Origin of the sequence: Paenibacillus thalictri (assembly GCF_004307995.1) — a bacterium.
GTDB classification, from domain to species: Bacteria; Bacillota; Bacilli; order Paenibacillales; family NBRC-103111; genus Paenibacillus_AF; species Paenibacillus_AF thalictri.
In genome coordinates this window covers 36,028-51,813 of sequence record NZ_SIRE01000039.1, presented here as the reverse complement: position 1 = coordinate 51,813, position 15,786 = coordinate 36,028, and the positions used below count along the sequence as shown (strand labels likewise).

Here is a 15,786-nt window from a genome sequence, read left to right as displayed (position 1 = left end):
GGCGCGAAGAGGTTTTTTATAAAGAATAAAAGGCGAGGTGAGCTTATTGAATCCTCCGGATTTTATCGCCAAACTCGCGCCGATGGCGGTATATGATATGAGCCGCACGGGCGTATTGGCTTCTATTACGATAGCTCAAGCGGCGCTGGAAAGCGCATGGGGCGCAGCGGCTCCGGGCAATAATTTGTTCGGCATCAAGGGAAGCGGGCAGCAGTTGCCGACGCAGGAATACATGAACGGCTCCTTTGTTACGGTAACGGACGGTTTTCGGGTATATGACAGCTGGGAGGGCAGTGTCATCGATCATTCGCAATTTCTGCTCGCCGGCGGCCGTTATGCTGCAGCAGGGTTCTTTGTTTATTGCCAAGCGCTTGATTATGCCGGAGCCGCCCAGGCGCTGCAAAACGCAGGTTATGCGACAGATCCCGGTTACGCCGCAAAATTGATAACGATGATCCGTCAGTACGGGTTGGCTGAATTTGACCGGGAAGGAAGTGAGAATAAGATGGTATTTGAACATGATTGGCAGTGGAAGCTGCTTGGCGATGCGTTGGACGGGCTGTACAAAAAAGGGCTGATTTCGGATTACACATGGGCCGAGAAAGCGTATAAACGGGAGCTCACGCAGTCGGAATTGGCATGGCTTAACACGATCATTTATGCCCGGCAGCAAGGAATTGGGGTATAATTGAAAATACAATCGTCCAAAAAGACTCTCTTTTGTATAAAAAGAGGGTCTTTTTTCCTAAAAATATAGAGGGTGTGTGATGGACTTAACAAAAAGCCGGCTTATTTTTTCCGAAGCATATCCTATAGGGAAAAAGAAGAGACCAGAGAGGGTGTGCGAAACAATGATCTGTCACGATGAGCTGGTCCAGCAACTCAATGAAGAAATCATTTTATTAAAAGGGATGGTCGAAGCTATCACGAATAATCCGATCGTTGCTTTCGTTGTATGCCGGTTAGATCATACGGTCGTATATGTGAACGATACGTTCGAGACGGTTTTCGGATGGACACGTGAGGAAATGCTTGAACGCAAACTGCCGATAGTTCCTAACAGTGAGGAGACCGATTTTATGCAAACACTTAACACAAATCAGTGGCAAATTCCTACATATGAAGCAAAAAAGCAGCGCAAAAACGGCAGCGTGTTTATCGCCAGCGAGTCGGTGGTGCCGATCAGAGTTGGCAGCGAGATCAGCGCATATGCCTGTATCATACGTGATATTACACAGCGAAAGATTGAGGAGCGCAAGCTGAAAGAGAGCGAGCAGCGGTATAAGTCGCTTTTTCAGCACAATCCCGACGGCGTGTTTTCGCTGGATATGGAAGGCAGATTTACGAGTGTAAATCCTGCGATGGAGAATATAACCGGGTATTCTCCGGATGAGATGCTTTACAGAAGTGTAGGGGAAGTCATTCATGTGCTGCGTGTGGAAGAAGTCAGAATTTATTTCGAAGAAGCGAAGCGTGGCGCAACGCAAAATTTTGATTCCGTCATTTTACATAAAAATGGCGAGAGGATCGAACTTCATGTGACGATGCTGCCTATTTTAATAGATCATGAAGTTACCGGCGTATATTGCATAGCTAAAGACATAACGGAACGAAAAAAGAATGAAGCGCTGATTCATTATATGGCGTATCATGATGTGCTCACCGATCTGCCCAATCGCAGAATGTTTCAGGAACGGGCGGTAGAGGCGCTTGGACAAGCGGCAACCAGCGGCGAAAAGCTTGCTTTTTTCGTGGTGGACATGGACGGCTTTAAAGCGATTAACGACCGGCACGGGCATGCCGCAGGAGATCATGTCTTGCATGTAACGGCAGCCCGCCTTAAGGAGTGGCTGGAACCCGGGAATATTGTCGCCCGTATGGGGGGCGATGAATTTACCATTTTAATTCATGAGGCTGATGATGTTCAACGGCTCGAACAATTGGCTGCATTGCTGCTGGCCAAGCTGAATGAGCCAATCACTTACAAGGAAACTTCACTTCAAGTAAGCCCAAGCATCGGCATTTCGCGGTTTCCCGATCATGGACAAACGATTGATACTTTGTTGAATCAAGCGGATACGGCCATGTATAAAGCTAAAATGTCCGGCAAAAACAGTTATGTCGTATCCCCAGGCTCCAATTAAAATGGGCTAATACCCATTTTTTGTGCATAAAAGTTAACGTTGACGTTAACGTTAAATAAGAGTAACATATATTTCTGCAAGCACGTTGAACGGGAAGGAGCGGAAGATGGAACATTATAAAATTGACGACGTGGCTAAGGAGTGCGGTTTAACCAAACGCACCATCCGCTACTATGAGGAAATCGGCATATTGCCTCCTCCTGAGCGAAGCGAGGGCGGCATTCGTTTGTATACCCGCGAACACATCGAGCGGCTGAAGAGATTAATTAACGCTAGAGATGTGCTTGGCTTTTCGCTACAAGAGGTGCAAAAATATATTGCCATCGTTGATGAGCTGGAAAGCCACCGCCGCGGTTATCACGGTTATAAGGAAGTGGCGGATAAAGCGCAAATGAAGCTGAAGCTGCAAGAAATTGAGCAGGCGGTAGCCAAACAAGCGCATATCCTTCAGGAAAAGCTGGCAAAAATGATCGAAATCAATAACCAGATCGCTCAGTATCAGGAGCGGATCAAAAACGCGCTTGCCAACTTTGATTCCGACATGGGTCAATAACATTAAATGATAAAGGAGTAGATTACCTTATGGAACCCAATTCAGCCGGTAAAACTAGCTTATTAACTCAACCGCGGGCGGTTTGGGCAGTTGGTTTCGCCAGCGTCATTGCGTTTATGGGGATTGGCCTTGTGGATCCCATACTGCCGGCTATCGCTGAGAAAATGCATGCCTCGCAAAGCCAGGTGACGCTGCTGTTTACCAGCTACAATCTCGTTATGGCGGTTGCGATGCTGATTACCGGCGTTATTTCAACGAGGCTTGGCACCAAATGGACGCTGCTGTGCGGCATATTGATCATTGCCATCTTTTCCGCTTGGGGTGGTATGTCCAATGGAATCTGGCAGCTTGTCGCCCTGCGGGGCGGCTGGGGACTAGGCAACGCGTTATTCGTCGCCACTGCGTTGTCCGCCATCGTCTCTTTATCGGCCTCGGGAACCGGTCAAGCGATTATTTTGTACGAAGCCGCCATTGGGATCGGGATCTCGGTAGGACCTCTGCTGGGCGGCGGCCTCGGCGGAATTTCATGGCGCGGGCCGTTTTATGGCGTGGCCGTGCTGATGGCCGTCGCATTTATATTCCTGTCCATTATGATGCCCAAAACGAAGCGGTTAACAAAAGCCAAAAGCTCGCTGCTTGATCCGTTCCGGGCGCTCAAGTTCAGAGCACTTTCCACACTAGGCATAACCGCCTTGCTGTACAACTTCGGATTTTTTACACTGCTTGCGTATTCCCCGTTTGTGATGCATCTGGATGAGCATGGGCTCGGTTTCGTATTTCTGGGATGGGGGCTGCTGCTCGCCGTTACCTCCGTATTTATGGCCCCGAAACTGCAGAAACGTTTCGGAACGCTTACTTCCATGTGCGTGATGCTGATTTTATTCGCTTTGGCTTTATTTTGTATGGGGATTTGGACTTCCAACAGGTGGGCTATTATTATAGCGGTTATTTTGGCCGGCGCTTTCCTGGGCAACAATAACACCTTGATTACTACAGCCGTGATGCAGGCTGCTCCGGTAGAACGTCCGACAGCTTCGGCGGCTTACAGCTTCCTGAGATTTATCGGCGGAGCTATCGCACCGTGGACAGCAGGTAAGCTTGCCGAGGTGTTTAATCCGCATGTTCCTTTTGTGGTCGGCGGTTGTTTTGTGCTCCTCTCGGTTTTATTTATTGCATCGAACCGCACTCATTTAAAACATATCGACCATACCGAGTCCGCGCATTAAATCGTATTTTGCATAAAATTGCATGAAAAAGGCCATTCTATTACCAAAGCGTTACACTTTAGGAATAGGTGGCTTTCGACATGATTTTATATCAGCTAGCCAAATGGATGGAACAGAGAACCCGGATCAGCGAAACGATTGCTCTCTCTAGCTCTAACAGTGATGCTGATGCTCTCCTTTCGCAAAAGGAACAGATCAAAGAAAGGATGCTAATGCATCCTTCCGAATGGCATGCTCTCCAGGACGGGCTGACTCCGTTTGCGGAAGAACCCGAGCAAATGACTTTAAGCTAGATCAAACAGCCAGATGAGATGTTACCCGGGAATGACCGCAGACGCGATCATTCCTTTTTTGCTTTCGGACGTTACAAGATAAGGTTTTGTGTTCGCGCGATGTTCGAGGTACAATGAAAGAGTTGACTTTTTCCATCAAACAAAGTGATTCCGATATAGAAGATGAGGGTTTCCAATGAATGTCGTATTATCGACGCTGAACGCTAAATTTATTCATACATCGCTTGCTTTGCGTTATTTAAAAGCGTTCTGTGAGCCGGATTTTCCGATCCAAATTACCGAATATACCATTAAGGATCCGCTGATGAACATCGTTTCCGACTTGTACCAGAGAAAACCCGATGTGCTGGGATTCTCCTGTTATATTTGGAACATCGAAGAGACGATCCAAGTGATCAAGATGATAAAAAAGATTATGCCCGAGCTGCAAGTGGTGCTGGGCGGACCCGAGGTATCGTATGATACCGAATACTGGCTTCAGCGGGTTCCCGAAATCGATTTTGTCGTGATGGGGGAAGGGGAAGAGACGCTGCATCATCTGCTGCAGGAGCTGTCCACTACCCGCAAGTTTCATTTTGTGTATGGGCTGGCATACCGCAAGGGCAGCGAAGTGATTCTTACTCCGGGACGGCCGAAGCTGAACCTAGACGATATCCCGTCACCGCACCGGTTTGCCGAGGACGTGCCGCAGCTCGCGAATCGTGTCGTTTATTTCGAGACAAGCCGCGGCTGTCCGTTCAGCTGCCAGTTTTGCCTATCGTCGATTGAAGTTGGTGTCCGGTATTTCGATATAGCTCGCACCAAAGCCGATTTGTTATATTTGATCGACTCGGGGGCAAAGCTGATTAAATTCGTCGACCGCACGTTTAACATTAAGCGGGATTATGCGATGGACATGTTTGAGTTTCTGATCGAGAACCATCGGGGCTGCGTATTTCAATTTGAAATCACCGCGGACATTATGCGACCGGAAGTGCTTGATTATTTGGCCGAACATGCACCGCCGGGCATTTTTAGGTTCGAGATCGGCGTTCAATCGACCAACGAGCTGACCAACGAGCTCGTCAAGCGCCGGCAAAATTTCGCCAAACTGACCCGTACGGTGACAAAAGTGAAGGAAAGCGGCAAAATCGACCAGCATCTTGATTTGATCGCCGGTTTGCCTGAGGAAGATTACGATTCGTTCCGCAAAACGTTTAACGACGTGTTTGCCCTCAATCCCGAAGAATTGCAGCTCGGTTTTCTGAAAATGCTGCGGGGTACGGGCATGCGGCAGGATGCCGAGAAATACGGCTACGTCTATATGGATCATGCGCCGTATGAGATTCTCGGCAACGATATTTTGCCGTTTTCGGATCTGATTCGGATTAAGCGGGTGGAGGACGTGCTGGAGAAATATTGGAACGCCCACCGGATGGATCATACCGTCACTTATTTGATTAAGCATGAGTTTTCGTCGGCATTCGACTTTTTCCAACAGTTCGGCGATTATTGGGAGGGGCGCGGCTGGCAAAAAATCGGCCATCAGCTGGAGGATCTGTTTACCCGTCTGCACGCCTTCCTGACCGAACGCGGAACCGCCGGGATGGACGTGATCGAAGGGCTGATGAAGCTCGATTATTTCCTCAACCATAAATACCGTCCGCGTAAAATCTGGTGGAACTTCACTCTTGATAAATCCCGGCAGGCGGAGCAGCTTGCGGAGATTACGAGCCACCCCGAACGCATATCCGGCGATTTTGCCGCGCTGAACATTAGCGAGAAAGATCTGCACAAGCATATTATGCTGGAGACGGTGCCGTTTGAATTACAAACGTACTGGCGTACAGGGGAGATTGTTACGGGCCGCGGCGAACTGCTGATCGTATATTATCCGCCTGATGCGCAAACAAAACCCACCTGTTACGCTAAAGAGCTTGCCCAGACGCTTATGCAATAAGCGGCTTTGCATGCATAAGTGCTCCTTCCCCAAAGCGGGGCCATTGAAAAAAGCAGCGGAGTGAGCGAAATCATGCTGGAAAAGCGCCAGCGTTCGCTTTTGTCCCCGAATTTCACCTGCAACAGCAGGTATCATTCAAGAAATTCGGGGACAATTGGCGATTGTAAGCATGATTCGCTCATACAGCGTTCACTTTTTCAGTGGCCTCCCCTTAAGCGGGGAGGAGTTTTTTTGCGTAAAGCGGGAAACCTCTTCATGTCCTCTTGCGTCTATATGGTAAATGGATCCAATTGATGGAGGGGACGCTTTTGAATGCGAAGATGAACTTAAATTTATTTGCCCGGGTATTGGCGTTTGCCGTTCTGATGACAGCTTGGCTTGCAGGAGCACAAAATGCTTCGGCGCAGGAGGGACGGGAGCCGGAGAAATCGCTTTTTCCGTACATCCAAGAGGGGAATCTTCATTATATCCGGGTGGCCGGTTCAAACGCCTATTGGGATTACTCCGCAAGCGATCGGCTGTTTTATGACGATCCGAATGCCGCGGTCATCTTCTCGCTTGATATTCCGGAGGAAGCCAAGGGAAGTATCGAGGACAGTGCACTTGAAGCGTTACAAGCCGGCGTATCGGTCACGACGGAGCGGGGAGAAGCCGTGCCGTTCAGCGTAAGCGGACAAAATCGAACATACGGCTTGGTGTTAGGCGTGCAGCTGCAGAATGCGCCATCGGAAACGCTGATCATCTCGTTCACGTCTCGTGAAGGGCAACATCGCTTGTTTACTTTGCATTATACAAAAACCTTCGCTTACACGATCAGCTCGCAGCAAGATGAGAACGTCCGCCGCGCTTTCGATCAGTATCCCGGGGGGATCGGCATTATACGAGGTTACGTTGTCGGCAAGCCGTATACGTTTCAGATCGAGTTTAATATGGAAGTCGATAAGAGCTCGGTCGATGAGGTGCTGCGTCAAGTATTTCCTGCAGAAATCGGCAGCTGGTCGCTGAGCTGGAACAGCGATACATCGTGCGAGCTGACTTTTCAGCTTGACGGTGGTGCTGCCGGAAAATATGTCATGGTTCATATGTCGGGTGCCAAAGGCGTGTCCGGCAACGTGCTGAAGGACAGCCACGCGGTAGCGATTCTAGCGATCAAGCCAACTCGTATAGAGACTTACGATTTTGCGACTCATGAACATGAGTTGCTTTTCGATACGGAAGCTTATATGGAGACAGCCGAATTGTCCCCGTCGGGGCGTTGGCTGCTGGCTTCGGAGAGAGTGGAAAACCCGATGTCCTCGGAGTTGACCTTCAAGGTGTTGGACCGGCAGGGGGCTGTCGTCAAATCGGCGCAGTTCGGTGAGATGGCTTATCCCGTCTGGCTCGCTGACGGCGATACCGTATTATATATGAAAGGCGAATGGGCGCGTACGGAGGTATGGTCGTTTAACGCGGCAACCGGTGAAAACCGGCTGTTCTGGAAAGTGCTGGAGGAGATGGATGGGGGCAGGCTTGCCGCGCTTGCAGCGGATCCCCACAGCGGAGCCATAGCTATCGCCGCAGGGCAACATGACGATGAAGGTCTGTTTACCTACGATTTGCACGTGTTTCCATCCATGGATGCGGATATGCCGCATGTTTATGAAAAGGTGGGCCAGTACTTTTGCTACGAGGGACCTTGCCTTACTTGGGTAAATTTTATCGATGAAGGGAAGTTGTCGTATTCCAGTATCAAGCGTCCGGATGGAGAACGATCCACGATCAACAACACATACGTGCTTGATTTGGCGACAGGTTCGGAGCAGTTGCTGGACCAAGCCGATCCCCTCGGGCAGGAGAATGGTTCGCTTGTAATATATAGAGGATTGATTCAGGACATGTTTGTACGCATCGTTCAGCGGCCGGACGGTCAAGAAGTGTGGAGCGTCACACGTGTTGGCGGGGAAGCCGATTCGTCAGAACCGTATACGTTCGAGACCAATGAGCAGCTGCTTGCTGCGGGACCGATCCGGTTATTTGCGCAACCTCCGGATAAGCTTGCTTTGTACGCGGGCAGCTCGGGGTGGCATACGATCGATTTGCATCACCGTACCTTTGAAGCTGCTGCCGAGATGGACTGGTATCCGTCGGATACGGTCAAGGTGCTGGGCCCGGCTGGCAACCTGCTGCTGATCGGAGTTAGCGAATAAATAAAACCTCCTGTTACAAAATCGGAAGCGATCGGAAGCGATTCCGGTTTGTAACAGGAGGTCACGGAAAAAGCAGCGAAGTGAGCGAAATGATGCTGGAGCAGAGCCAGCGTCCACTTTTGTCCCCGAATTTCACCCGCCATAAGCGGGTATATTCGAAGAAATTCGGAGACAATCGGCGATCGGAAGAATAATTCGCTTATGCAGCGGATGCTTTTTCTGATTAAGGCAAATAGCTGCGCAGCACCGTCATGTCGCCGTGAAGCGAGTAGGATCCGAGCGAAGCCGGGATGAGGAAACATTGGCCCGCAGCTGCGGCCAGTTCGCCGTCCGCCCAGCGGATGGAGCCGCTGCCTTCGCATACGACGTGGATGACAAAGCTGTCCGCTGAAGTGGACAAGCTCCAGTCGCCTTGTACGAGCCCTTTTTCCGTTACAAAGTATGGCGATTGAGCAAGCGTCAGCCATTCTCCGCTTTGGCTGAGCTCCGTTGTCATACGGGTAGCTCCGGCTCCTTTATAGGCAATCACGTTTAAGGAATCCTCAATATGCAGTTCGCGCGGTTTGCCGTCGAGTCCAGGGCGGTCATAATCGTAGATCCGGTATGTCGTATCGGAGTTTTGCTGGATTTCAGCGACCAGCACTCCCGAGCAAAGCGCGTGGACCGTGCCCGCAGGAATATAAAATGAATCGCCGGCTTGAACCGGGACTTCGTTTAAGCAATCCATAATGCGGTTTTCTGCGATGGCCTGAGCCATCGTCTCGCGGGTAACATCCGGATTCAGACCGTAGATGATTTTTGCGCCCGGCTTGGCGTCCAGTACGTACCACATCTCCGTTTTACCCAGCTCGCCTGGAGGAAGCTTGTCGTAGTGGTCATTCGGATGAACTTGCACCGAAAGATCATCTTGGCAGTCAAGCAGCTTAATAAGCAGCGGGAAACGGCCGTTTTTTTCGGAAAAGCCTTTGCTGCCGAAAAACGTTTTGCCGTATGTTTCACGGATTTCATCCAATCCGAGGCCGGCCAACTCGCCGTTTACGACCTTGGTTGTTCCGTTCGGATGATCGCCGATCATCCAGCCTTCTCCGATATGGCCTTCCGGCAGCGTCAAGCCGAAGCGCTCGAGCGCCCGTCCACCCCATACACGTTCTTTCATTTCCGGTTGAAATTGCAGCGGATACGGTTTCACTTCATTCCCCTACCTTTTTATGGTCTCGCGCGTTACCAATAAAGTCCAAACGCTTCATCCTGCATTATATCACGCGGTTATTTTTTTTCTATAGCCAGAAGGTACGGAGGATTGTTTTTTTGATTGATAAGCTGATATTGCAGCACCTGATACAACTCCTGCGGCAGCTTGCCGCACCAATCCCGCACAGCTTCCGCCTCCTCGCGTCCCCCTTCGTGTCCGGGATAAACAACAACCGTTACGATGCCGCTTTTTCGCAATAAAAGCAAGGCGGCATCCAAAGCCCGAACCGTCGTGTCCGTGCGAGTGATCAGCGCATGGTCATATCCCGGGAGATATCCCAGATTAAACATGATGGCGGCAACCTGGTCTTGCGACCCGGCAGGCAAAACCTCCGCCATCTCGTCATGGCTGCGCAAAAACAGCCGGATATGTTCCGTCTGCGACAGCTCCTTGCTGAGCCGCTCCTTTGTTTTGGCGATGGCTTGCTCCTGCACGTCAAACCCGTAAACATTACCGCGCGGTCCGACCAATTTGGCCAAAAATAAAGTGTCGTTGCCATTGCCGGCGGTAGCGTCGATTACCGTATCCCCCGGCTGCACCCGCGCCGCTATACATTGATGCGTAAAACTTAAGATCGACACAAAACCCATCCTGATCGCACTCCGATCTATAACATCGTACGGTCAGTATTATACAGGATGCCAAGGCGAATGGGAAAAAGAAAAGCGCCTCCAGCTTTCGCGGGGACGCTTACGTTTTTTACTTTTTCGTGGCGAGCCATGCGGCAAGCGTTTCGATTTCCTCATCTTTGAGCGCTTCGCCGAAACCGGGCATCGACTTGCCGCCTTTGCTGATCTGGGTGACGATTTGTTCTTTTGTTCTGCGGGCTCCGACTTTGGTTAAGTTAGGACCGGCTCCGCCCTGAAGCTGCTGGCCGTGACAGGCCATGCAGTTGTCCTTAAACAGCGGTTCCGCCTTGAGCGCAAGCTCGTCGGACACTTTCGCAGCGGCTTCGGCTGCCGGTGCCGGTTGCTGTGCGGCGGGTTCCGCGGGCTTAGAAACCGGTTCCGATTTGGCAGCGGCATCAGGAGTGGCGGGTTGCGCCGGCTTAGGAGCTTCGGCTTTGGGCGTTTCTACCGGCTTAGAAGTCGGCTCTGGTTTGGCAGCGGCATCAGGAGCGGCGGTTTGAGCAGGTTTAGGAGCTTCGGCTTTGGGCGCTTCCGCGGGCTTAGTGGCCGGCTCAGATTTGGCGGTGGCATCTGAAGCGGCGGTTTGGGCCGGATTAGGGGCTTCCGTTTTGGGAGCTTCCGCGGTCTTAGGAGCGGGCTCGGATTTGGCAGTAGCATCTGAAACGGCAGCTGGAGCAGGCTTAGCCGCCTCCGCTTTCGGTACTTCCGGCTGCTTGGGAGTCTCCGCCGCAGTCTGCGCTGGCGTTTCGGATTTTGTTCCGTTTGCCGCTGCCGTCTCTTTTCCTTGGGAGGAAGAGGAAGCCGGCTTGTCGCTGCCGCAGCCCGCGACAATTAAGCATAATAAAACAATGACGGCACAGCATAATTTCGTTTTCAACGAACGGCACCTCTTTCATTATGTATAAGTTTGTTACCTAACATAACGAAATTATGCCGGAAGCGGTTTTATAAGGAAAAAAAAGCAGAGCCTCAATCGTTATTGAGGACTCCACTTTTTCCCTTGCCACGTATCGCGCCGTTTTAACTCCGCATCGATGGCGTTAAGCACTTCCCACTTTTTGAGACTCCACATCGGACCGATCAGCAGATCGCGCGGCGCATCCCCCGTTAACCGGTGAACGATCATTTCCGGCGGCAATATTTCCAATGTATCTGCAATTAACTTAATGTATTCGTCCTGTTCCAGAAACTTCAGCAGCCCGGCTTCATATTGCTTGACCATCGGCGTCTTGCGCATCAGATGGAGCAGGTGGATCTTGATGCCTTGAACGTCCATTTGGGCAACGGCCCGCCCGGTCTCCAGCATCATGTCATCCGTTTCCTGAGGCAGACCGTAGATGATGTGCGCGCAGGTGCGTATTCCGTGTTTCCTTAATTTGGCGACACCGTCGATAAAACACTGCGTATCATGGGCCCGGTTAATCAGCCGGGAAGTGGATTCGTGAATCGTTTGCAGTCCCATTTCCACCCATAAATAGGTGCGCTCGTTCAGCTCGGCTAAATACTCGACCACATCGTCCGGCAGACAGTCGGGACGGGTTGCGATGGATAAGCCAACAACGCCGGGCTGCTGCAAAATAACTTCATAATACTCGCGAAGCTCCTCTACGGGAGCGTAGGTGTTCGTATAAGCCTGAAAATAGCCGATGTACTTGGCCTCAGGCCACTTTTTATGCTGCAGATCGCGGATTTTATTGAATTGGGTTACAAGATCGTCGCGGCGGCTGCCGGCAAAATCGCCCGAGCCGCGGGCGCTGCAAAATGTACATCCCCCGGTTGCGATGTTTCCGTCCCGGTTCGGACAAGTAAAGCCTGCGTCAAGCATGACTTTAAACACTTTCTCATGAAATTGCCCGCGCATTTCGTGATTCCAGGTATGAAATCGCTTGTCTCCCCACCAGATCGGCATGGATTCCGTCACAGTTTCAAAGCTCATTGCAAAACTCCCCATTCCAAACGTTCATGCTGTTATTTTACCGAAAATACAATTAAATTGCGAGGAGGCCGCTGAAAAAGTGAAAGCTGCATGTGTGAAGCTTATTCCAAGTCTCTTTTTTCATGTTGCCCCTAAGCTTTGGATTGGATAAACCCGCTTTGATTTGCAGAATATAAGCTTGCACGACCACACCAAAGCACGAAAGGAGCTTCCTCTGACATGAAAAAGTTTCGCACAGCTGTTTTAGCCTTGGCTTTGACCGGTGCTATGAGCTTTGGGGCCGTCAGCGCTCATGCGGCAATGACTACTTCCAACACTACGAGCGGCACGTACCCTAACGTCTCCACTTATAACACGCCGGGTAACACAGGCACAGGAACTTCCGCTTTGAATTCCGTGGGGCCTTACAGCAATCCTGCGGGATCAAGCAACACCATCGGTACCTACAGCACTACAGGGGGCACCACTTCGACTTACGGCACGACGGGGACAACAACCTATGACGGTACGACAACGGGTTCTTCGTCCTATAACAACACCACAGGGACGGGTACGACGGGTACAACAGGAACGACAACGGGGACCGACACGAACTACAACGGCGTAACTAGAGGTACCGGAACGACGGGGACCACGACTTACAACGGTACAACGACCGGTACGGGGACCTATGATACGAACCGCGGTAACACCTCCAACAACTACCTGAACCGTATGACCACATATGGTGCAGGCACAGGCAACTACGATACAAGCTCTTACCGGACCTATGCAACAACAACCGGCAGCAATATGAGCTGGGGTTGGTTGGGTCTGCTTGGCTTGATCGGGCTTGCCGGACTTCGTACTCGCGATAAGGACCACAACGACGTGCGCTAAAACAGCTTTTCAATAAAAAGATAACGCCTCTCCAGTCCAAAAACGGGAGAGGCGTAGTCATACATATTAGGATTCGCGTGCAAATTTCTCCAGCAGCGTAATGACAAGCTCTTGCTCCTGCTCGGTCAAACGGGACAGATGCTCGCTGAGCATTTGCCGCCACTCCACTTCCATCTCCTGCACAAGACTTTTTCCATTCGGAGTCAGCCCTACGTAAACGATCCGTCTGTCCTTGCTGTCTTTGTTTCTGGTGACCAGCAGATGTTTCTCCAATCTGTCGACGATAGGGGACATCGTAGCAGGACGCACATTCATCCACTCCGACAATTCTGTTATCATGAGCGGACCACGACGGAATAAGTGGGACAACAAATAAAATTGCCCTCTTGTCAGCTGCAGCCCATTGTAATTCAGATGCGGCTGAAGCTGCTGCCGCAGCAGGTACTGAACCTGCCGGAATGCGCTATAAAATCGCTCTGTCATCAACTGTGGTTCTTCCATGAAAGGTCCGTCCTTCTCTATTTCGCTACAACAATAATATGTAACGCAACGTTTAATTGCAATCATTTTCTTACAGCAAACAGAACTTTTCATTATAATATGAACAGAGTATAATCTTCCTGAGCTACCTTTTCACATAAATATAAGCAGTGGAGGATATAGGCGATGCGTTTGAGAGGAAGAAAAGGCATCCGTGAGGCGATTGAATCGCAGACGGATCTGGTGATTTTAAACCCGCAAGAATACAAGGGGAATTGGTCCGAATATTTTGGCAACGATCTCCCGATTCATGTCGAACTAGGCATGGGCAAAGGCCGGTTCATCAGTCAGATGAGCTTGCAGCATCCGGAGGCGAATTTCATTGGTGTGGATATGTACGATGAACTGCTGCGCAGAGCAAGCGAGAAGGCGCGGTTAGCCCGGAAAGAAGCGGACCAGGATGAGGCCGATTTGCCGAATTTGGCGTTAGCGTTATTTAATATAGAATATATTGAAGACATTTTTGCCCCGGGCGAACTGGAGCGCATCTATTTGAACTTCAGCGATCCTTGGCCGAAAAAGAAGCATTCCCGCCGCCGGCTGACGCATCCGCGTTTTGTCGATAAGTATCGAACATTGTTGAATGAACGCGGTGAAATCCACTTAAAAACCGATTCGCGGTCATTGTTCGAGTTCTCGTTGAACTCATTCGCCGATATGGGGCTGAGGATGCGACATATTTCTTTGAGCCTGCATGGGGAAGGGGTCAACCCGGATCATGTGATGACGGAATACGAGTCTAAATTTGTCGAACAGGGCGTTCACATTCACCGGTGCGAAGTGATGATTGGCAGCGAAGCTCTTCGCAGCCACGAAAAGCAGCTGGCCGCCCAGCCTTTATAATAGAAAATAGAAACACCGCCAAAAAATAGCCTCCGCAATCGGAGGCCACTGAAAAAGCAGCTTAAGTGAGCGAAATCATGCTGGAGAAGCGCCAGCGTTCGCTTTTGTTCCCTAATTTCACCTGCCGCAAGCAGGTACATTTAAGAAATTTGGGGACAATTGGCGATTGTAAGTATGATTCGCTCATGCAGCGTTTACTTTTTCAGTGGCCTCTCCGCTCCGGAGGCTATTTTTTTGCGGCTACAGCAGCTGCATGACTGCCTGGGAGCAATCGATTCCTTGAGACGGTTTTACAAGATCCGTATGTAAGGAACGCCGTTTCTGGACCTCAGGATACTGCTCCAGCAGATCGTGGAACCAAGCGTCGATCGTCGCTGTAGACTGAATCAGCTCCCCGAATCCGTGCTCCGTAAAATATTGCAAGTTCTCCTCTTCTTGCCCCGGAATCGGCTTGTAGAACAACATGGGGATGCCCTTGGCGAGACCTTCCGTGCAAGTCATGCCGCCCGGTTTTGTAATGAGCAGATCCGATACTTCCATCAGCTTATCGATTTCTTTGGTAAAGCCGAATAAACGAATATTCGGATGTCGAAAAAGCGGATTTTCTGACAAATCAGCCAGCGCTTTTTCGTTATTGCCGAGGCAGAAGATCATTTGCACATGATCCCGCCATCCCGCCATATGCCGGGTGAAACCGTTCGTATTCATCAGCCCCCAGCCCCCGCCCATAACAAGCACCGTCGGCATCGCCTGCAGCCCGAAGCTGCGGCGCAGCTCATCTTTGTCATGGCTTTCCCAAAAGCCCGGACGTACAGGAATGCCGGTGACCTCGATCAAGTCGGGGGAAACGCCGTGGCTTTGAAGTTTTTTCTTCACATCGAGAGTGGACACCAGGTACTTGTTAACCTCCCGGCTAACCCATGTCCCGTGAGCGTCGTAATCGGTAATGACCGTAACCAGCGGGACAGACAGTCCGAAACGTTTCAGTCTGGAGACGACCACATTCGGAAAAGGATGCGTGCATACGATTGTATCGGGCCGCAGCTGCCGGATCACCGCAGCCGTCTGTGCGTAAAATAGACGATGGATCGCCAGCTGGGTGAAACGGTTCAACGATTTTTTGTACTGGTAACGATACATGAATCCGTATAATCTTGGCCCGCTCATTACAGTTTTGCGGTATGCGGTAAATATCCATGGGGCAACAGTCGGGTGCAGAAAAGATCCAAGCTCCAGAACGCGTGTTTGAACGTGCGGCGCATGCCGCTTCAAGCTTTCGGAGAGCGCCTCAGCGGCTTGTGTATGGCCGGCGCCGAATCCCTCGGACAATATCAAAACCCTTTTTTTGCGCAAATGAATTCACCTG

General features: G+C 50.7%; 16 protein-coding genes. 10 read left to right on the top strand and 6 right to left on the bottom strand.

The window, feature by feature from the left end; genetic code table 11:
- The first annotated feature begins 37 nt into the window (after positions 1-37).
- The 7 genes from EYB31_RS36365 to EYB31_RS36335 all read left to right on the top strand — a co-directional run bounded on the left by EYB31_RS36365 (position 38) and on the right by EYB31_RS36335 (position 8,341).
- Positions 38-688 (top strand): glycoside hydrolase family 73 protein, encoded by a 651-nt coding sequence (locus EYB31_RS36365; protein WP_240763187.1) that lies wholly within the window; start codon positions 38-40, stop codon positions 686-688.
- Between the two features lie 163 nt (positions 689-851).
- Positions 852-2,144 (top strand): diguanylate cyclase domain-containing protein, encoded by a 1,293-nt coding sequence (locus EYB31_RS36360; RefSeq protein ID WP_165452807.1) that lies wholly within the window; start codon positions 852-854, stop codon positions 2,142-2,144.
- A gap of 106 nt (positions 2,145-2,250) precedes the next feature.
- Complete coding sequence (locus EYB31_RS36355) at positions 2,251-2,697, top strand: MerR family transcriptional regulator (RefSeq protein WP_131018472.1); 447 nt, start codon at positions 2,251-2,253, stop codon at positions 2,695-2,697.
- Positions 2,698-2,726: 29 nt separating this feature from the next.
- Positions 2,727-3,923, top strand: coding sequence for an MFS transporter (locus tag EYB31_RS36350; protein ID WP_131018471.1), 1,197 nt, complete (start codon positions 2,727-2,729; stop codon positions 3,921-3,923).
- An 80-nt stretch (positions 3,924-4,003) separates the two neighbouring features.
- Positions 4,004-4,216: a hypothetical protein gene (locus tag EYB31_RS36345; protein ID WP_131018470.1), complete on the top strand. Its 213-nt coding sequence runs from the start codon at positions 4,004-4,006 to the stop codon at positions 4,214-4,216.
- 175 nt (positions 4,217-4,391) lie between these two features.
- Positions 4,392-6,155, top strand: a complete 1,764-nt coding sequence (locus EYB31_RS36340) for a B12-binding domain-containing radical SAM protein (RefSeq protein WP_131018469.1) — start codon at positions 4,392-4,394, stop codon at positions 6,153-6,155.
- Positions 6,156-6,463: 308 nt separating this feature from the next.
- On the top strand, positions 6,464-8,341 hold the full coding sequence (locus tag EYB31_RS36335) for a TolB-like translocation protein (protein WP_131018468.1): 1,878 nt from the start codon (positions 6,464-6,466) through the stop codon (positions 8,339-8,341).
- A 223-nt stretch (positions 8,342-8,564) separates the two neighbouring features.
- On the opposite strand, the gene EYB31_RS36330 is transcribed toward EYB31_RS36335, so the two are convergent.
- From EYB31_RS36330 to mnmL, 4 genes are all read right to left on the bottom strand, one after another.
- On the bottom strand, positions 8,565-9,530 hold the full coding sequence (locus tag EYB31_RS36330) for a type I phosphomannose isomerase catalytic subunit (RefSeq protein WP_131018467.1): 966 nt from the start codon (positions 9,528-9,530) through the stop codon (positions 8,565-8,567).
- Positions 9,531-9,607: 77 nt separating this feature from the next.
- On the bottom strand, positions 9,608-10,183 hold the full coding sequence (gene mnmM, locus EYB31_RS36325) for a tRNA 5-(aminomethyl)-2-thiouridylate-methyltransferase MnmM (protein ID WP_131018466.1): 576 nt from the start codon (positions 10,181-10,183) through the stop codon (positions 9,608-9,610).
- 109 nt (positions 10,184-10,292) lie between these two features.
- Entirely contained in the window at positions 10,293-11,099 is an 807-nt protein-coding gene (locus EYB31_RS36320) for a c-type cytochrome (RefSeq protein ID WP_131018465.1), read from the bottom strand.
- 99 nt (positions 11,100-11,198) lie between these two features.
- A complete protein-coding gene (gene mnmL / locus EYB31_RS36315; protein WP_131018464.1) occupies positions 11,199-12,158 on the bottom strand; it encodes a tRNA modification radical SAM protein MnmL/YtqA in 960 nt (319 codons plus the stop codon).
- Between the two features lie 219 nt (positions 12,159-12,377).
- Here mnmL and EYB31_RS36310 point away from each other — a divergent pair, with 219 nt between their 5' ends.
- Complete coding sequence (locus EYB31_RS36310; RefSeq protein WP_165452806.1) at positions 12,378-13,037, top strand: WGxxGxxG-CTERM domain-containing protein; 660 nt, start codon at positions 12,378-12,380, stop codon at positions 13,035-13,037.
- A 66-nt stretch (positions 13,038-13,103) separates the two neighbouring features.
- Here EYB31_RS36310 and EYB31_RS36305 read toward each other — a convergent pair whose 3' ends face one another.
- Positions 13,104-13,538 (bottom strand): MarR family winged helix-turn-helix transcriptional regulator, encoded by a 435-nt coding sequence (locus EYB31_RS36305; protein ID WP_165452805.1) that lies wholly within the window; start codon positions 13,536-13,538, stop codon positions 13,104-13,106.
- A gap of 165 nt (positions 13,539-13,703) precedes the next feature.
- Between EYB31_RS36305 and trmB the strand changes: the two genes are divergently transcribed.
- Positions 13,704-14,420: a tRNA (guanosine(46)-N7)-methyltransferase TrmB gene (gene trmB, locus EYB31_RS36300; RefSeq protein WP_131018462.1), complete on the top strand. Its 717-nt coding sequence runs from the start codon at positions 13,704-13,706 to the stop codon at positions 14,418-14,420.
- Between the two features lie 65 nt (positions 14,421-14,485).
- Positions 14,486-14,677, top strand: coding sequence for a hypothetical protein (locus EYB31_RS40510; RefSeq protein WP_165452804.1), 192 nt, complete (start codon positions 14,486-14,488; stop codon positions 14,675-14,677).
- Here the strand turns inward: EYB31_RS40510 and EYB31_RS36295 are convergent.
- Complete coding sequence (locus EYB31_RS36295; protein WP_131018461.1) at positions 14,661-15,773, bottom strand: MGDG synthase family glycosyltransferase; 1,113 nt, start codon at positions 15,771-15,773, stop codon at positions 14,661-14,663. The two genes, EYB31_RS40510 and EYB31_RS36295, sit on opposite strands and share 17 nt — an antisense overlap.
- Positions 15,774-15,786 lie beyond the last annotated feature (13 nt).